This is a genomic window from Myroides fluvii, assembly GCF_009792295.1.
Lineage (GTDB): Bacteria > Bacteroidota > Bacteroidia > Flavobacteriales > Flavobacteriaceae > Flavobacterium > Flavobacterium fluvii_A.
Map to the genome: position 1 here is coordinate 698941 of NZ_CP039934.1, position 17377 is coordinate 716317.

At 37.0% G+C, this 17377-nt stretch carries 17 protein-coding genes; 3 read left to right on the forward strand and 14 right to left on the reverse strand.

Annotation, left to right across the window (positions count from 1 at the left end; translation table 11 throughout):
- Window positions 1–343: 343 nt before the first annotated feature.
- From FBR08_RS03315 to FBR08_RS03330, 4 genes are read right to left on the reverse strand one after another with little or no spacing between them, the layout of a single operon-like run.
- Window positions 344–1195, reverse strand: coding sequence for an energy transducer TonB (locus FBR08_RS03315; protein ID WP_158961402.1), 852 nt, complete (start codon window positions 1193–1195; stop codon window positions 344–346).
- A 26-nt stretch (window positions 1196–1221) separates the two neighbouring features.
- Complete coding sequence (locus FBR08_RS03320) at window positions 1222–1767, reverse strand: ExbD/TolR family protein (protein ID WP_158961403.1); 546 nt, start codon at window positions 1765–1767, stop codon at window positions 1222–1224.
- A gap of 22 nt (window positions 1768–1789) precedes the next feature.
- Complete coding sequence (locus FBR08_RS03325; protein WP_158961404.1) at window positions 1790–2419, reverse strand: ExbD/TolR family protein; 630 nt, start codon at window positions 2417–2419, stop codon at window positions 1790–1792.
- Between the two features lie 60 nt (window positions 2420–2479).
- Window positions 2480–3316, reverse strand: coding sequence for a MotA/TolQ/ExbB proton channel family protein (locus FBR08_RS03330; protein WP_158961405.1), 837 nt, complete (start codon window positions 3314–3316; stop codon window positions 2480–2482).
- A gap of 335 nt (window positions 3317–3651) precedes the next feature.
- On the opposite strand from FBR08_RS03330, the gene FBR08_RS03335 reads away from it, so the two are divergent.
- Window positions 3652–5190 (forward strand): helicase HerA-like domain-containing protein, encoded by a 1539-nt coding sequence (locus FBR08_RS03335; RefSeq protein ID WP_158961406.1) that lies wholly within the window; start codon window positions 3652–3654, stop codon window positions 5188–5190.
- Between the two features lie 4 nt (window positions 5191–5194).
- On the opposite strand, the gene FBR08_RS03340 is transcribed toward FBR08_RS03335, so the two are convergent.
- Window positions 5195–6541 carry an FAD-dependent oxidoreductase gene (locus FBR08_RS03340; protein ID WP_158961407.1) on the reverse strand — a complete coding sequence of 449 codons (1347 nt, stop codon included), beginning with the start codon at window positions 6539–6541 and terminating at the stop codon, window positions 5195–5197.
- A 108-nt stretch (window positions 6542–6649) separates the two neighbouring features.
- Between FBR08_RS03340 and FBR08_RS16735 the strand changes: the two genes are divergently transcribed.
- Window positions 6650–6811 (forward strand): hypothetical protein, encoded by a 162-nt coding sequence (locus FBR08_RS16735; RefSeq protein ID WP_199268625.1) that lies wholly within the window; start codon window positions 6650–6652, stop codon window positions 6809–6811.
- 24 nt (window positions 6812–6835) lie between these two features.
- Here the strand turns inward: FBR08_RS16735 and FBR08_RS03345 are convergent, their stop codons facing one another.
- The 8 genes from FBR08_RS03345 to FBR08_RS03380 all read right to left on the reverse strand — a co-directional run bounded on the left by FBR08_RS03345 (window position 6836) and on the right by FBR08_RS03380 (window position 14772).
- Window positions 6836–7918 (reverse strand): agmatinase family protein, encoded by a 1083-nt coding sequence (locus FBR08_RS03345; RefSeq protein ID WP_158961408.1) that lies wholly within the window; start codon window positions 7916–7918, stop codon window positions 6836–6838.
- A 61-nt stretch (window positions 7919–7979) separates the two neighbouring features.
- The gene (kynU, locus tag FBR08_RS03350; RefSeq protein ID WP_158961409.1) at window positions 7980–9260 is read right to left on the reverse strand and encodes a kynureninase; all 1281 of its coding nucleotides are present in this window, start codon (window positions 9258–9260) and stop codon (window positions 7980–7982) included.
- 126 nt (window positions 9261–9386) lie between these two features.
- Window positions 9387–10436, reverse strand: a complete 1050-nt coding sequence (gene queA / locus FBR08_RS03355; protein WP_158961410.1) for a tRNA preQ1(34) S-adenosylmethionine ribosyltransferase-isomerase QueA — start codon at window positions 10434–10436, stop codon at window positions 9387–9389.
- A gap of 96 nt (window positions 10437–10532) precedes the next feature.
- A complete protein-coding gene (locus tag FBR08_RS03360) occupies window positions 10533–11780 on the reverse strand; it encodes a 3-phosphoshikimate 1-carboxyvinyltransferase (RefSeq protein ID WP_158961411.1) in 1248 nt (415 codons plus the stop codon).
- Between the two features lie 10 nt (window positions 11781–11790).
- Window positions 11791–12117 carry a nucleotide pyrophosphohydrolase gene (locus FBR08_RS03365; protein WP_158961412.1) on the reverse strand — a complete coding sequence of 109 codons (327 nt, stop codon included), beginning with the start codon at window positions 12115–12117 and terminating at the stop codon, window positions 11791–11793.
- 11 nt (window positions 12118–12128) lie between these two features.
- Window positions 12129–12329, reverse strand: coding sequence for a hypothetical protein (locus tag FBR08_RS03370; RefSeq protein ID WP_158961413.1), 201 nt, complete (start codon window positions 12327–12329; stop codon window positions 12129–12131).
- Complete coding sequence (gene dtd, locus FBR08_RS03375) at window positions 12329–12781, reverse strand: D-aminoacyl-tRNA deacylase (RefSeq protein WP_158961414.1); 453 nt, start codon at window positions 12779–12781, stop codon at window positions 12329–12331. Before dtd ends, FBR08_RS03370 begins: the two co-directional genes overlap by 1 nt.
- Window positions 12778–14772 carry a DUF3857 domain-containing protein gene (locus tag FBR08_RS03380; RefSeq protein WP_158961415.1) on the reverse strand — a complete coding sequence of 665 codons (1995 nt, stop codon included), beginning with the start codon at window positions 14770–14772 and terminating at the stop codon, window positions 12778–12780. Before FBR08_RS03380 ends, dtd begins: the two co-directional genes overlap by 4 nt.
- A 620-nt stretch (window positions 14773–15392) precedes the next feature.
- Here FBR08_RS03380 and FBR08_RS03385 point away from each other — a divergent pair.
- Entirely contained in the window at window positions 15393–16277 is an 885-nt protein-coding gene (locus FBR08_RS03385; protein ID WP_158961416.1) for a hypothetical protein, read from the forward strand.
- Between the two features lie 82 nt (window positions 16278–16359).
- Here the strand turns inward: FBR08_RS03385 and rsgA are convergent, their stop codons facing one another.
- Window positions 16360–17322, reverse strand: coding sequence for a ribosome small subunit-dependent GTPase A (gene rsgA / locus FBR08_RS03390; protein ID WP_158961417.1), 963 nt, complete (start codon window positions 17320–17322; stop codon window positions 16360–16362).
- Between the last annotated feature and the right edge of the window lie 55 nt (window positions 17323–17377).

A 17377-nucleotide genomic window follows, 5' to 3' on the forward strand; every position in this document is an offset into this window, starting at 1 on the left:
GCTCATTTACTTTCGTCTAAGATAGATATTCTTTGCAAGAAGGAAAAAATAAAAGTAGTTTTTAACATAAAAACTAGGAATAAAAAAAGCTTCGAATGAATCGAAGCTTTTTTTTAATCTTTTCCCATATTAGTACTCCACAAACGGTAGAATCTAAAAAAACCGTAGACTATTAATACAATACCGAATAAGATTCGGTGATTGTCTTCCATTTGAAAAGGGAGTGACTTACTTACGATAAGTGCAATACCACAAAACAAATAAAGAAGAAAAAACAAGAGTCCAAAAAAGAACAAAAATCGCTCAATGAGCGATTTTTGTTTGAATTTATTGTTAAACATTACTATTGAACTTGAATTGTAATAGGTAATGTAAACTGTGATCGAACTGTTTTCCCGTTTTGTACGGCTGGTTTCCACTTCGGCATGTTATTCAACACGCGTACTGCTTCTTTTCCAGCTCCGTAACCTGGGTCACGTACAACTTTGATATCAGTTAAAGATCCGTCTTTTTCAACGATAAACATAACGATAACACGGATAGATTTCACACCTGAATCGATGTCTGGGGTTCTGAAACGTTGAATAAATTGCTTATTAAACGCTTGCATACCTCCAGGGTATTCAGCTGGTACTTGTACAGCGATGAAAACTTCGTTTCCATCTCCGTCACCACCTGAACCAGTTCCTTTGTCCGCTTCTCCTGTTTTTTCTTTAATCTTGATTTCCCCTTTGTCCTTATCACCTTTCATATCCTTTGTTCCTACGTCAGCTGATTCCAGCTCTTTTTGAGAAACAATCTCTTCCTTCACTTCCTCTTTCTTAGCAATTTCGGGTTCAGTAAACTTTTTAGTATCGTTTATTGACTTAACCTCATCTGCTGGTGGAGGTGGTGGAGGTGGTGGTACATCCTCTGGTGGTGGAGGTGGTGGTGGGATATCCTCAGGCAAATTTAAATTTTCCATCTCGATAACCTTATCCAACTTATCCACCTTATTATTTCCAAAAGTTCCTTTTGCCATATCGATTAACATGGGTGAAACCAATGCTAAACCGAACAAAGCAATACCTGAGAACAATGCTACAGTTGTTACTTTTGGGTTTTCAGATCGCAATTGATATGCTCCGTAAGACTTGTTACGTCCTTCGAAGATAATATCAACCCAATCCTTTTTAAAGATATTTAATTTTGACATAATTTCTTAATTTCTCAGAACGTTAACTACTTCTCACCTAATATTTCTAAATCTTCAGGCGTGATATCTACTAATGCATATGATTTAATACCTGAGATAGCCATCTCATCTAAAATATCAACTAAATTGCGATAAGTAGCTTTTTCACTAGCTCTGATGATCACGATCAATCCTTTGTCTGCTTCTCTCGAGTAAGCAATCGCTTGTTTGTCTTTCTCTAACAATACTTGACGAATACCAGCTTTGCCATACGTTTGATCTGTAGGTCCTTCTATTGGGTTGTTTACCATACCCATATACCATTTTACTTTATTGTCTCCGCCAATTAGTATCGTCATTGTACGGTTCTCATCTACCTTAGTCTTCTGGTCTTCAATATCAAGCTCTGCTTGTTTATCAGGCATCGCAAGATTCATAGACTGAGGCTTGTTCATAGATGTTGTCAACATAAAGAACGTAATCAATAAGAACGCTAAATCCACCATCGCAGTTAAATCTACTCCGGCATTTTGTTTCTTACTTCTTACTTTTTTATCCTTATTGCCTCCGCCGCCTGTATTTAATTCAGCCATTTACAGTTTAATTTTTTAATGATTAAAAATCTTCGTTTCTAAGCCCTGTAACTAGGAAGAATTTATTTACACGTTGTTCTTGCAAGATATCGATAACTTTTTTCACTGCAGGGTAGTTTGCTTCCGCATCTCCCTTAATTGCAACGTCTAAAACTTTGTTATTTCTCTCTTTTGCCACTGTACGTGCCATCTCAACCCAATCTTTTAATTGATTGTTCAACGAGTCAGTTGGAACACCTGGTTGGTCTGCTCCAATTTTATTTCTAACATCGGCTGGTTGATTTAAAAATTTCTTCAATTCGTTAATAGGAGTTCCGATACCTTCAGTATAAGCAAATACTTGCTTCTCTTCATCATTAAACTCAATCTGATAACGACTACCCATTTTTTCAAGTGTAGCAATACGATCTTCTTTTCCCAAAACTCCGAAGAAAACCTTTTCTTTACCTGGCTCTCCTCCAATTGTAACTGTTGCTAAGTTACTTTCTGGCAACTTCGTTTGAACGGTTGAATTTGGTGTATCTACTGGTAATGGCTCCGGAAGCTTTGCTGTCGATGTTAATACGAAGAAAGTTAAGAGTAAGAATGACACGTCACACATTGCGGTCATATCTACGCTCATACTCTTCTTTTTCATTTTACCTTTAGCCATTGATAAATCTTTTTAACTCCTATATTTCTCAATATAAGATAATTAATACTTATTCTAAAATTATTTTACTAATCCTTTGAATCTTCTGTATGCTTGAGTAATAGCAAATCCAGCTTCATCAATTGAATAAGTTAATCTATCAATTTTTGTAGTAAATGAGTTATACATTACAATCGCTAATGTAGAAGTACCAATACCTGTTGCAGTACAAACTAATGCTTCAGAAATACCTGTTGCTAATGCAGCTGAGTCAGGAGTACCAGAAGTTGCTAAAGCAGAGAACGCTTTAATCATCCCTGTTACTGTACCTAATAATCCACATAATGTACCAATAGATACTAATGTAGCCAATACAATCATGTTTTTCTCTAACATTGGCATCTCAAGCGTTGTAGCTTCTTCGATTTCTTTTTGGATTGCTTCAGTAGCTTCTTCGCTATTGTATCCTTCTTTTTTCATTTGTTGATACTTAACTAAACCAGCTCTAACAACGTTAGCTACTGATCCTTTTTGAGTATCACACGCTTCCATAGCTTCTTCGATTCTTCCTTCATTGATAGAAACTTGGATTTCTTTAACGAACTTCCCAACATCTCCTTTTCCAGAAGCTTTAGAGATTACTAAAAATCTCTCGATTGAGAAAACAATTGTCATAGTTAATAAACCAATTAACACAGCAACAACAGGACCTCCTTTATACACCATTCCCATAAAGTTACCTGGTAGTGGATGTCCAGCTGGATCACCATTCTCAAAGTTTGCTGGGTTACCCATAATGAATTCCCAAATAAGGTAACCAAATACAATACATAAAACTACTGCTAATGATGCAAATAATCTACTTGCTCCTGAGCTTGACCCTACTTTTTCAACTGATTCGTTTGATACGTTTGTCATCTTTTTAAAATTTAATTCTTTTTTTCAATTATTACTTATTACTTTTTTACTTTTTTAAAGTCATCAGTGTCGCAAATTTATGTTTTTAGATGAAATAAAAAAATTAAAATCTATTTTTTTAAAATAAGCTAACCTTGACTTAACATAAGACTTTTTTATACTTACCTTAACTTTTAAAAAATAGTAAGCAGTGGTAAAGATAATAAGTCTAAATGAATTTTACTATCTTTATTTCATCAACACAGATACATTTAACATTTGATAATTATAACATTTATTCACATAAACTTGTGTATTTGACTCAAAATCATCTTTAATTATATAAAATATACAACATGAGCCTAGCGAATTTTAAAACTGACATCATTAATGGCTATAGTCATAAAAGTGATTTTATTGCGATTGGCTGCGCAAATCTAGATCAAAAAATTGTTGCAGATGCTTTTATTAATCTTCCATTAAAAACGTTAAATCGCCATGGATTAATAGCAGGAGCAACAGGAACAGGAAAGACAAAAACCATACAGGTACTATCCGAACAGCTATCTGCAAAGGGGATTCCCGTTCTTATGATGGATATTAAAGGAGACTTTAGCGGTATCGCAGAGCCAGGCGTGCTCAATGACTTTATTCAAAATCGCCACGAACAAATGAATTTGCCTTTTGCTCCTAGTGGTTTTCCCGTTGAATTACTGACGCTTTCACAGCAAAACGGGGTACGATTGCGCGCTACAATAGCTGAATTTGGTCCAATATTGCTCAGCCGAATACTTGAACTCAACGATACACAAGCTGGAATTATCGCTTTGCTCTTCAAGTTTGCAGCAGATCACAACCTAGAATTAGTTGATTTACGCGATTTTAAAAAGCTTTTACAGTACTTAACCAACGAAGGAAAGGGTGAAATTGAAAATGAATACGGGCGAATTTCCCCTGCTTCCACGAATGCCATCCTCAGAAAGGTAATCGAATTAGAGCAACAAGGTGCTGATTTGTTCTTTGGTCAGCCGTCTTTTGATGTATTAGATTTGATGCGGTACGATGAAAAAGGAAGGGGATACATCAATATTTTGCGTTTAACCGACATTCAAGACAAGCCCAAACTGTTTTCTACATTTATGTTGAACCTGCTAACACAGATTTACAATAAGATGCCTGAACAAGGGGACAGTGGACAACCCGAATTAGTTTTATTTATAGATGAAGCGCACCTTATCTTCAATGAAGCGAGCAAAGCCTTATTAAATCAAATTGAAACAATTGTTAAGTTAATTCGCTCTAAAGGGATTGGTATTTACTTCATCACTCAAAATCCAACCGACATTCCCAATGGCGTATTGGCACAGCTGGGATTAAAAATCCAACATGCGCTTCGAGCGTTTACTGAAAAAGACAGAAAAGCCATCAAAGCAGCTTCCGAAAACTTCCCTTCTACTGCTTATTACACAACCAACGAGATCATTACTCAACTAGGGACTGGGGAGGCATTGGTAACAGCTTTAAACGAAAAGGGAATTCCCACTCCTTTAGTTGTTTGTACAATGCGCGCTCCGATGAGTCGTATGGATGTATTGACAGCAGGTGAAATCAAGCAGATCACAGATCAATCTAAACTCGTGCAGCGATACAATCAAACGGTAGCGGTTGAAAGCGCCTATGAAATTTTAGAAAAGCGATCAACAGCACTAAATGAACAAGCCGAGGCCACAACGACAAAAACAACGTCATCTGCTAAAAAGGAAGACAACACCGTAGCCAAGAGTATATTAAAAGTGGTTACAAGTGCCACCTTTATAAAAGGCGCATTTAGCTTACTCAATAAGGTAATGGGAGGTTCAACTAATTCCTCCCGATCAACCAAAAAACGAAAATAGAGGATTAAGATCCTCTATTTTCGTTTATCAACTGTTTTAATTTTTCTTCAATTTCACTGCTATCCCAGCGTGTTTCGATTTCATTCATCGCCATAATCACATCCATAATTGCTGCTTGTTGGTCTCCAATGGCTAAAGCCTCTTGGTAGCTTCCTTGACTAAAGGTTACACGATCATATAAAGGCAACCACAAATCAGGATATTTTTTAGCAAACTTACTCTCTATTTTCTTGCGCAGCAAAAACAAGGGGTTTGCCGTGAGTTCACTCATTTCTCTAAAGTTGCGATACGACAATTCTGCAATAGCATCGGCATTCACTTTGCGAGAATGTTGATACGCATCCAACGCATCCGTCCAATTCGCATCATGTTCTAGTAAACAATCCAATAAAACATCCACATCTTCTAAGCCTGCATTGAGCCCTTGTCCATAAAATGGAACTACAGCATGAGCGGCATCTCCTATCAAGGCTACTTTATCCTTGTATACCCACGGAAAACACCTGGTGGTAACAAGTGAATTTACGGGGTTGTTTCGATATAATTTCAACAAATCCGGCATTAACTGCAATGCATCAGGAAAATAGGTTTTAAAAAAGTGTTGAATCGCTTCATCAGATTGAATTGCTTCAAAAGAGACCTTACCTTCATAAGGCATAAAAAGAGTACAAGTAAAAGAGCCATCCATATTAGGTAGTGCAATTAGCATAAAATCTTTTCTCGGCCAAATATGAAACGAATTTTCATCTATAGGAAAAACGCCTTTTTCTTTGGCAGGAATGACAAGTTCTTTATACGCAATGGGCAAATATGCTTGTTGGTATTCGAATCTACTGCGTCTTTGCAAGCGGCTTCTCACTTTTGAATAGGCTCCATCTGCACCGAAAATTACATCGTGTTGAATCGCCTTCCATTCTTCATGCTCGTATTCACTTGTATAAAGCATACCTGTTTTGACATCAAGACTCCAAATTGGCGTATTAAAAACAAATTGCACCCCTACTTCTTCTGCCCATTCCACGAGTTTTTTATTCAAACCTCCACGTGAAACGGCCCAAATTGCTTCTCCATGGATTCCATAGGGTTGTTTTTCTTCTTTATCAACATGGTGAATCGCGCGTTGATACATTGGAATTCCAAACTGTCGAACCTTGTCTTCTAATCCAACGCGTTTCAACATCTTCCATCCGCGTTCGGAAAGCGCTAAATTAATCGAGCGTCCTGAAAAATCAATGGTGCGAATATCATCTCCTTTTTCATAAACAAAAACCTGATGTCCCTGTTGTTTTAATGCAATAGCCAACACAGTTCCTACCAATCCACTTCCTACAATTGCAATACTTTTCCCCATATTCCTTTTCAATATTTGAATCTTTAAAATAATTACCTAATTAATATTTGAATAGTGTTTTTAGCTCTACGTATTATCGACTACTTTTAATCCACACTCTTAACAGCAATGAAACATTTAATTTGGATTATCGTGATTTTACTGACTGGTTGTTGGTACATCTGTCAGTTTATCTTTTATTTTGATGGTTTATTTGTCTATAGTATGTTGACATTAGCCATCATTTTAACCTTAGTCAATTTCTTTCTCAAGGAAAATCAAAAAAAATAATCCCTTTTAAAAGGGATTATTTTTTTATTTCTCAAATGTTAATTCCTTTCCTACTGCTAATCCTTGTGATTTTGCGAATGCTCCACACATATGAAATAAGAGTCTCGCTCCTACGTTTCCATCCCAATCATCTTCTCCTGGTGCAACTTCTACCAAATCCATTCCAATAATTTCCTTATTGGTTTCTGAAAGTCTAGTGATTAAATAAGTTGCTTGCTCAAAAGTCAATCCTCCTGGCACGGGTGTGCCTGTATTTGGACAATACCAAGGCAATAAAGCATCAATATCAAAACTGATGACCACTTTTTGCGGCAAAGAAGCGATAATTTGATCACATTTCACTTGCCAGCTCATGCCTTCAAATTCGTCTTTTTTCAAATCTACATCGGTGTGTACCAATACTCGACCTGAAGTTTTTACCACGTCTACTTCTTGTTCACAGAAATCGCGAATTCCCACTTGAACAATTTTTTGCACTTGAGGCAATTTCAACGTATTAAACATAATAGAAGCGTGAGAATACGTAAATCCTTCATATGCATCTCTTAGATCCATGTGTGCATCAAAGTGCAAAATACCAAAAGAATCATGGTGTTTCGCTACTGCATTATAGTATCCAAAAGGGGTACTGTGATCTCCTCCTAATAAAACTACGCGTTTTCCTTTGCTCATCCAATCCGCAACCTTGGCTTCCACTTCTTTGTGTAAAGTTTCACACACTTGGTTGATGGTATTCAAGCTCTCTTGTAAAGCAGGATGATCTGCTAGATCTTCTCCATTTTCTAGGGCCTCAATAATCGGTTGAGCCAACGTTTTATACGTGGCACTTTGTTCTTGCCAATGCGCAGGTGCTTCATCAAAATAGATTCCCAACTTCCACAATTCAGGGTAATTTTGATGTAACAAATCTACTTGGTATGAAGCTTCTAAAATTGCTTCTGGTCCTTCTGATGCTCCTGCGCCATAACTTACGGTTACTTCCCAAGGAACGGGAACTACAATAATTTCACTTTCTTCTGCTGTAAAAGGCAAACCATAGATTGTTGCATCAGCTAACCCTGGTTGAGACGGATCAAAAGTCTCTATTTTTTGTTGCTTTGTTGACATATATTAAGCTGTTATTTTTCGCTGCAAATTTAGGAATTAAATCACTGTTGTACTATCAAAATTATTTTTGGCTTAGAATCCCTTCTTTTAAGATTTGCCCAAATTGGTACATATCTTCAAAGCTAGTATACAAAGGCACTGGCGCTAAACGGATCACGTTTGGCTCTCTCCAATCGACAATAACACCCGCTTCCATTAAGTAAGTAAACAGGGCACGTCCTTCTCCATGCAATAAAATAGACAATTGACTTGCACGTTCCTCTTGCGCCATTGGAGTAATAATCTCAAAACTACCTCCTACTTCAGCACCAATAGCATTGATAATAAATGCTAAATAAGCGGTGATTACATTTCTTTTCTCGATTAATTTATCCATTCCCACTTCGGCAAATAGCTCTACTGAAGCTAAATAGGGTGCCAAAGACAAGATCGGTAAGTTACTGATTTGCCATCCGTGCGCATTTTCAATTGGATCGTAATTCGGCTCCATCAAAAAGCGTCTTTCTTTGTTGTGTCCCCACCATCCTCCAAGGCGAACTAGATCCTTATTTGCGTGATGTTTCTCGTGAATAAAACACCCAGAAGCATTTCCAGGCCCTGAATTCATGTATTTATAACTACACCAAGCCGCAAAATCTGCATCCCAGTTATGTAATTCTAAATTGATATTTCCGGCAGCATGGGCTAAATCCCATCCTACATAAGCCCCTTGTTCATGTGCTTTTGCTGTGATGGTTTTCATATCCAATACTTGTCCCGTATAATAATTCAAACCTCCCATTAACACTAAAGCTAACTCATCTCCTACTTCTTCAATCTTCGCTAAAATGTCTTCCAATCTAAAGTTGTGTTCACCGGGTCTGCGCTTTACCTCAACAATGATATCTTTTGGATCTAATCCGTGCCACTTTACTTGTGTTTGAATTAAATATTGATCACTAGGAAAGGCTTTTTCTTCACATAAAATCTTCACGCGTTTTCCTGAAGGCTTGTAAAAGGTAGCCATTAATAGGTGCAAGTTTACTGTTAGGGTATTCATCACCGTAACCTCAGAAGCCTTTGCTCCCACAATTTTACTCAAGGGCTCGCTAAATCTTTCGTGGTAATCCCACCACGGTTTATCTGCATAAAAATGTCCTTCTACTGCTAACTCCGCCCAATCTGTCATCACTTCATTTACGTATTCTACCGCTCTTTTAGGTTGAAGTCCTAGCGAATTACCCGTAAAATAAATCACTTGCTTTCCATTTACTTTAGGAAAGTTAAATTCACTTCTATAGCTTGACAAGGTATCTTTCGCATCAAGACTTTGAGCAAAAGCTAACGTATTCTCAAATTTCATGTTTTATAATTTTGGTTTTTGTAAAAGTAGAATTTTTATCAATATTTTTACTGTTTTCTACATATAAAAAATCCCTTGCTGGGATAGGCAAGGGATTTTTTATTGATATCTTATTTCTAGTTGATCTTACAAAATCAACATTGCATCTCCGTAAGAATAGAATTTATATCCTTCTTCCACTGCTTCTTTGTAGGCTTTCATCATTAAATCATGTCCACAGAAAGCAGAAATCATCATTAATAAAGTAGATTTCGGCATGTGGAAATTGGTAATCATACAATCCGCGATACTAAAATCATAAGGAGGGAAGATGAATTTATTGGTCCATCCACTATATGGATTTAGCGTTTGACTAGAAGAAACCGAACTTTCTAATGCTCTCATACAAGTTGTACCCACAGCACATACTCTGTGTTTCAGGTCTTTTGCTTCATTGACAACATCACAAGCTTCTTGAGACACAACGAATTCTTCAGAGTCCATTTTGTGTTTTGACAAATCTTCTACTTCTACTGGATTGAATGTTCCTAATCCAATGTGAAGTGTAATTTCAGCAAATTTAATTCCGTTAATTTCTAAACGCTTCATCAAGTGTTTAGAAAAGTGCAAACCAGCAGTTGGTGCAGCTACAGCTCCTTCTTCTTTAGCATAAATCGTTTGATAACGCTCTGCATCTTCTGGAACTACTTCTCTGTTGATGTATTTTGGAATCGGTGTTTCGCCTAACTCTTGTAATTTAGTTCTGAATTCTTCATAAGAACCGTCGTACAAAAAGCGCAACGTTCTACCTCTAGATGTAGTATTGTCAATTACCTCAGCAACTAATGAATCGTCTTCTCCAAAGTATAATTTATTTCCAATTCGAATCTTACGCGCTGGATCTACTAATACATCCCACAAACGTTGTTCTTCGTTCAATTCGCGCAATAAGAAAACTTCGATTCTAGCACCTGTTTTTTCTTTATTCCCATAAAGACGTGCAGGAAATACTTTCGTATTGTTTAACACCATGACATCCCCTTCTCCAAAATAATCTACAACATCTTTGAATAATTTATGCTCGATAGAACCCGTTTTACGGTCAATAACCATTAGACGAGCCTCATCTCTATTCTCAGCTGGAAACTCTGCCAATAATGTTTCAGGCAAATCAAAATTAAAGTTTGATAACTTCATTGAAAACAATTTTAATTAGTTCAATAAAAAGAAGTCAATTCTTTTTAAGTTTTACAAATATACAACCTTGAGATAGGCGTTGTCAAGTTTTTAGCACTATTTTTTTATATCTAACTTAATTTCAACAGCTTGAACACCTGTTTTTTTCAAGTCCTCCCAAAAAGAAGGATAGGACTTATTCACAACTTCAGCCTCATTCACAAGGAGGTCCATTTGCACGACAAGTGGTGCAAACGCCATGGCCATGCGGTGATCTTGATACGTATCGATCACGGGGATTGCAGTCATTTGAATTCGATCTGAAGACAAATGCAAACTCGTTGCGGTAACATGGAGATGCCCTCCTAATTTAGCCAATTCATTTTGCATCGCGACTAAACGGTCTGTTTCCTTAATCTTCAGTGTATGCAATCCTGTTATATGACAAGCTATCCCCAATCCAAAACAAGTAACCACTACCGTTTGTGCTATATCAGGTGTAGCTGTAAAATCCGCTTCAAAAAGTCCATCTACCTCTTTTACTTTAGTTAATTGCAAATAATCTTCTGCTTCAAACACGGTTTCCACTCCTAATCTGGCATAAATAGCAACCAATTGTGAATCTCCTTGTAAGCTAACTTGCTTGTATTTTCCAAGGCGCAGGGTGGTACCAAGAGGAGACAAAGCGACAAGTGAATAATAATAAGAGGCGGAGGACCAATCCGCTTCAACAGTAAAATGAGTTTGTTTTATTTTAACAGGAGGTCGAACGGTAATTGTTTGCCCTTCAAAAGACGTTGCTGCTCCTAATGCTCGAAGTAGAGACAATGTCATTTCGATATAGGGTCTCGACGTAATTTCTCCTAGCAAATCAAGCGTTACTCCATTTTTCAACTGTGCCCCAACTAACAGCAAAGCAGAAATATACTGGCTGCTGATCCCCGCAGGGATTGAAATACTTCCTCCAACAGCTTGTATTCCTTTGATTTTCAAAGGAGGAAACCCTTCTTTCTCTATATACGCAATCTCTGCGCCTAAGTCGCGCAACGCATCAACTAAAATTGCAATAGGACGGTTGTGCATGCGTTCACTACCCTCCAAAACTATGGTTTGATCCTGACACAACGCAAAATAAGCAGTCAAAAAACGCATCGCCGTTCCGGCATGATGAACGTTTACTGTTCCTTGAGTTGTTAGTAAACCTTTTTGCATGGCCACCACATCATCGGAATCTGCTAAATTTTCAATCGCTAATTGCGGAATTATTTTTTGCAACAACAACAAGCGATTACTTTCGGATTTACTTCCTGAAATAACAACCGTTTGTCCGGATTCTAAGGGTGATTTTTGTAAGTGAACCTGCATGATTTAATTGTTATTTCAATTTCTCGTTGTTGTGATGGCGATCGTGATCTCTTTTGGTTTTGACATCCATTTTCTTGTCAAATGCCTCTTGTAGATTAACCCCGGTTTGGTTAGCTAAACACAAAACAACAAAAACTACATCGGCTAATTCTTCACCTAAGTCTTTGTTTTTATCACTTTCTTTTTCCGATTGCTCTCCATAACGACGAGCGATAATTCGAGCAACTTCTCCAACCTCTTCGGTCAATTGAGCCATATTGGTTAGCTCGTTAAAATAGCGTACACCGTGTTCTTTAATCCAAGTATCTACAGCTAATTGTGCGTCTTTAATATTCATTTGATTCTACTTTACTTTTTTTTAAACAATCTGTTTTTTACCCATTTTTCATAAACAACCATCAACACGATGAAAATCACGTAGCGAATCGCTACATTCTGCATACACAGTGGATCTCCCTTTAAGGCACATACAAAATCCGTGGCAATAAACCACGAAAACAAAATATAGATAACCGTAAATAGGCTAAATTTAATCAAGGTAGTTTTCATTATTCTTTATTTTGAGAGTCTATACAAATGGTTACAGGTCCATCATTGAGTAAAGCTACCTTCATAGCTGCACCAAATTTTCCCGTTTGTACCTTTTTATTTAAATCACGCTCAACTTGAGCTATAAAAGCTTCATACATCGGAATAGCAAAATCGGGTTTTGCCGCTCTTATGTACGAAGGGCGATTGCCTTTTTTTGTGGAAGCATGTAAGGTAAACTGGCTCACCACTAATACGTCGCCTTCAACATCGAGAACCGATTTATTCATGACACCTTGTTCATCCTCAAAGATGCGCAAATTCACCAGCTTACCCGAAAGCCATTCGATATCTTGTTGCGTGTCTACCTCTTCTATTCCGACTAATACCAATAGTCCCATGTCAATACGACCTATTGTTGTTCCTTCTACTGTAACAGAGGCTTCTGTTACTCGTTGTATGACTATTCTCAATTCCTATTATTTTCTAATTCGTTTCTTTTTTCAAGCAGGATAAATTCGTTCATTTTGCTGTCGACTTCCTGGTAGAAGGATTGCAATTCGCTATAATATTCTTTCACAATAATGGGGTTTGTCACGCGTAATGTATAGCCAATTTGCACTTGATTTGACTCTACTTCCTTTACCTCATATGTCATATTCATCCCTGTTAATTTATTTGTCAAAACGCCACTTGCCGCTAATTGCTTCACTTTATAGCCCGTTGGCAATTGAATATTCACTTTATAGATATCCATAAAAGGATATACAAAATCAATATCGGATTGTCTGGTTTCACGAACAAATGGATTTGCTTTATCGCGATAGAACTCCATCGGATTAAATTTCATGATTTCCCCATCTTCCTCTAGAGTGGCAAAGTTAAACTTTCGCAAGTGAAAAGCCACTTCAACTTCTCCAGGTTTTGTCGTTATTTTTCCATCGCTTAAGAATAATTGTGGGCTACGAGCTTCAATATCACTTCTACTTCTATTTAATGGGCTTTCGCCATATCTTTCTTGGAATGCCAACGCTTCGTAACGCATTAATGTGCTATTCAACTGCCCTACTGCCTGTCCTGATTCGTCCAGTTGTAAAACAAAATCTTCTTGTCGGAAAGACAGTTGTTTAGGCGTTAAATCTACTTTACTGACTGCATATTTAGCTGTAATCAGCCATCCCTCACCATTTAAATCCTCAAAAGGAAGTATATTTAATACAGTATTAGGTAGCGTTGCATCGACAACATAAAACGTATCTTCGAGTTTTAGTCCCACGATGGTGTGATTGATAAAACGAGTGAACAACAAGGGAGCTTTGCCATTTGATTGCGTACTCAGTACAAGGGGTTCTGCGTGAATTCCAACCGCTCCAAGTGCTCCAATCAACGCTAAGTTAATATCCGCCCCATTTCCTTCTCCTTGTTTCATCGCCCGCTTTACGCCCTTTTCTGCTTGATAACCATACTGTTTATTCCACTTGATTTTATCCTGAACAAAAGCAATCATCTGCTCCGCTTTTTCACGTTCACTCCCCTGTATTACAGGAAATTCTTTCAGTACTTTTATCCAATATGCATCTAGCTCTAGCTCACTGCCAAAATTTCTGCTTTTGTAAATTTCTTTTGCTACTGCAGCTGGCTCATGCGGAATTACCACAGAGGGACTCATGGGATATTGAAACTGAATTAAATCAAAGCGGATCCCACTGATGTTATTTTGAACATTATTCGCGAAAGGCTCGTATTGGAAAGCAGGAATATTGATGGCACTAAACTGAAGAATAGCCTCTTTGAATCGATACGAAGTTCCCCATTTTGATGAAGATAAATTTCGCGCATCTTGGGTAACCTCTTTGGTTTCATTTAGACGTAAATTTCCCGTCTTTGAAATAAAATAGGTCAAGTTCTCTGGTATTCGAACCGTATAGTTGCTTTTGAGTTTGGGTATATCTTCTTGAAAATACCACGTTGGAATCACGTCGATATTGTCTATGGTTTTGGTATAACTATATTCAATGCGATCACCTGCTCGAATATCGTTGACTTTGATCTCTTTGAGATAAAACTCTTGCTCCACTTTTGTGTTAGTCGCCTCCTCAATAGCCAGAACCTCTTCTCTTCCGTTGACTGAACGATAGATTTTATAATATTCAATAACGACCGTTTCTTTGGCATATCGCCCAGAATAAAAAGGAATTTGTAAACTCGCATGACTAATTCCTTCCGCTGTTTGAATCAGAATACTGCGCTTTACTTTTTGATTAATCTTAAAACCACTTTCTTCACTAAACTCGTAGTCAACTATTCCTTCTTCGTTCAGCACCACAGCAACAGCTTGTTCTTGTATCGCAGTAGGAGTAGTTTGTCGTACATCCTTTTCTTTTGGACTTGCATACAACGGTTGTTTCGCCCAAACCATGCAACCTAAAATACCAAAGGCAACTAATGCAATCTTGTTCTTCATTTAAATGGCTTTACTATTATTCATTTTCAAAAATACAAAACTAGTTCTGTTTATGTTGTTATTTTGAAGAGGATTTACACTCAGCTCAAGACGTCCATTTCTTCCCTCTCAAAAAAAGAAAAAGAAAAAGAAAGCCATACCGTTCTGGTTGTATGATTACACATAAAAAACAAGGAACTTCTATTTCATATACAATTCGAATAAGCCTATTTATTTTAACAATTAGTTAACTAAAAACCCCCTGCTTTTACTCTAATTTCACTCCATCACTTGAAATAAAAAAATAAATTTAAAGCAAAAAAACACATTGTTACTTGCTAAAAAACACATGTATCACAACTAATTCAGTAAAAAAATTAAATAGTCTGCAATTTGGCTGTTTTATTTGATTGCGCTTTAAGTAACATTCTATTTAGAGGTGTATTTACGATTAATTGCCGGCATTAATCCCCTGATCCAGTAAATAAAAATAGCCTATACTATTTCTTTATTTTCTTCAACTAAGCATAACATATAAAACATTATTTCTTTTAAAGTGATTTTATACTGTCCTTGTGTTAGGCGTAATTAGCATTAATTAATTTACTCAATCCGAAAGGGTTGACTTAATATTTACAAACATGAAAAAGTTATATATAATCATCTTCAGTGTACTTACACTCTTTGCCTCTTGCAATTCCGATCAGCCTCAGACAACAGCAGGCGACTCCCAAAATACAGAAAGTAGTATTTACGAACGCATCACAGCGACCTATCTGCAAAAACAGCAAGAACAACCAAGCCTAGCTAAGGCTAGTTTTTGGAATTGGCTCAAGAACATCGCGGCAGCTGATGCAAAGGCGGTTGCAGTCTACGTAGCCAAACACGGCACAAATAGCGATTGGAAGGAAGCCTTGCTTGCTGGCGCTACAGCCTCTGCAATAGAGGCATTATCTGGAGATAATTCAAAAAAGGTGGTGCAAGATGCTACAGGTTTAAAACCTTACCAAACCTTAGTTTTATCGGATATTCAACAAATTAAAACTGCAGCCTTTGAACGCAATGTTATGGATAACTTGGGGTATTATCATTATGTATTAGTTAATGAAGTGCTCAAGGATTCAACGCTTTTGACAATTCCTCAAAGTGAAGTATCCGCAGTTTTATACGATAAAATCTATCAAGAAGCTAAGCAATTAGGGTTAGATGCTTCCTATGAAAAAGAAATTGCAGTTGACCTAGTGAACAAAATCAATCAAGTAGAGGATGACGAAAGTGATGCATATTACGAACACCTCTATTTGTTCAAAAACCCAACAGACGTAATGCTTTTCAAACCCATTGCTAAATTATATACAAGCACCTTTCTCTCTCTCAATAATAAAGCTCTTTTTACTGCTTATTCTAAAGAAATGGAAACCGCAGTACTCGAAGATTCAACACTGTCCCAACAGGTAAAAGATGTATTGTTATTAGAAATGGCCACGTATCGTTTTGGCAATACCTATTATTTTTCTAATTTTTAATATTTTTATTTTTTTAAAAAAAGAAGGAGTTGTTTCATCGCTTGAAACAACTCCTTTGTTTTCGATATACCCAACCTTATTATTACTCTTGGTTTCTTCCGTCTTTATAAATATCGGTGCGATAATGTTCTTCTTCTCCATCTAGAATTTGAATATAGGTTTTGTAGCGAGACCAAGCCAATTCATCGTTATCTAACGCCTCTTTTACGGCACAATGGGGTTCTTCTCGATGCAAACAATTATTGAATTTGCACTTATCCTTTAGCGCAAAAAATTCAGGAAAATAATCTCCTACTTCCTGAGGTTCCATATCGACCACACCAAATCCTCTAATTCCTGGGGTATCAATAATCGCTGCATCAAATGTCAAATCAAACATTTCAGCAAACGTAGTAGTATGTTGCCCTTGTTGATGTTGTTCTGAAATTTGGGCAGTCTTCAGATTTAATCCTGGTTCGATTGCATTAATCAACGTTGATTTCCCAACCCCTGAATGTCCTGAAAACATCGACACTTTGCCGAGCATGCGCGCTTTAATAGCCTCTAAACCCTTTGATTCCAATGCAGATACTCGCAAACACTCATATCCTATTTGAGTATAGATATATTGCAAGTACAATTGTTCATCTAATGCTTCTTCTGAATAAGTATCAATCTTATTAAAAACTAAAACAGTTTTAATACCATACGCTTCTGCTGTAACTAAAAAGCGATCAATAAAGCTCGTTGTCGTCACGGGGTTATCAATAGTAACAATCAAAAACATCGTATCAATATTCGACGCAATGATATGCAATTGTTTAGACAAGTTCACCGATTTACGCACAATATAATTCATACGAGGTGCAATTTCACTAATCACTCCCGTCGTTGCATCATTGGTTGTTTCTAACTCAAATGTAACATGATCTCCAACAGCAATAGGATTCGTACTTTTAATACCTTTAATACGAAACTTTCCCTTGATGCGACAATTGTAAAATAGCCCATCTTCTCCCTTTACAAGATACCAGCTTCCCGTTGATTTATAAACAGTTCCTTTCATAAGGCAAATATATTTTAAAATCTAGCCAAAAAAAAGAGACTAGGTGGAAAAACAC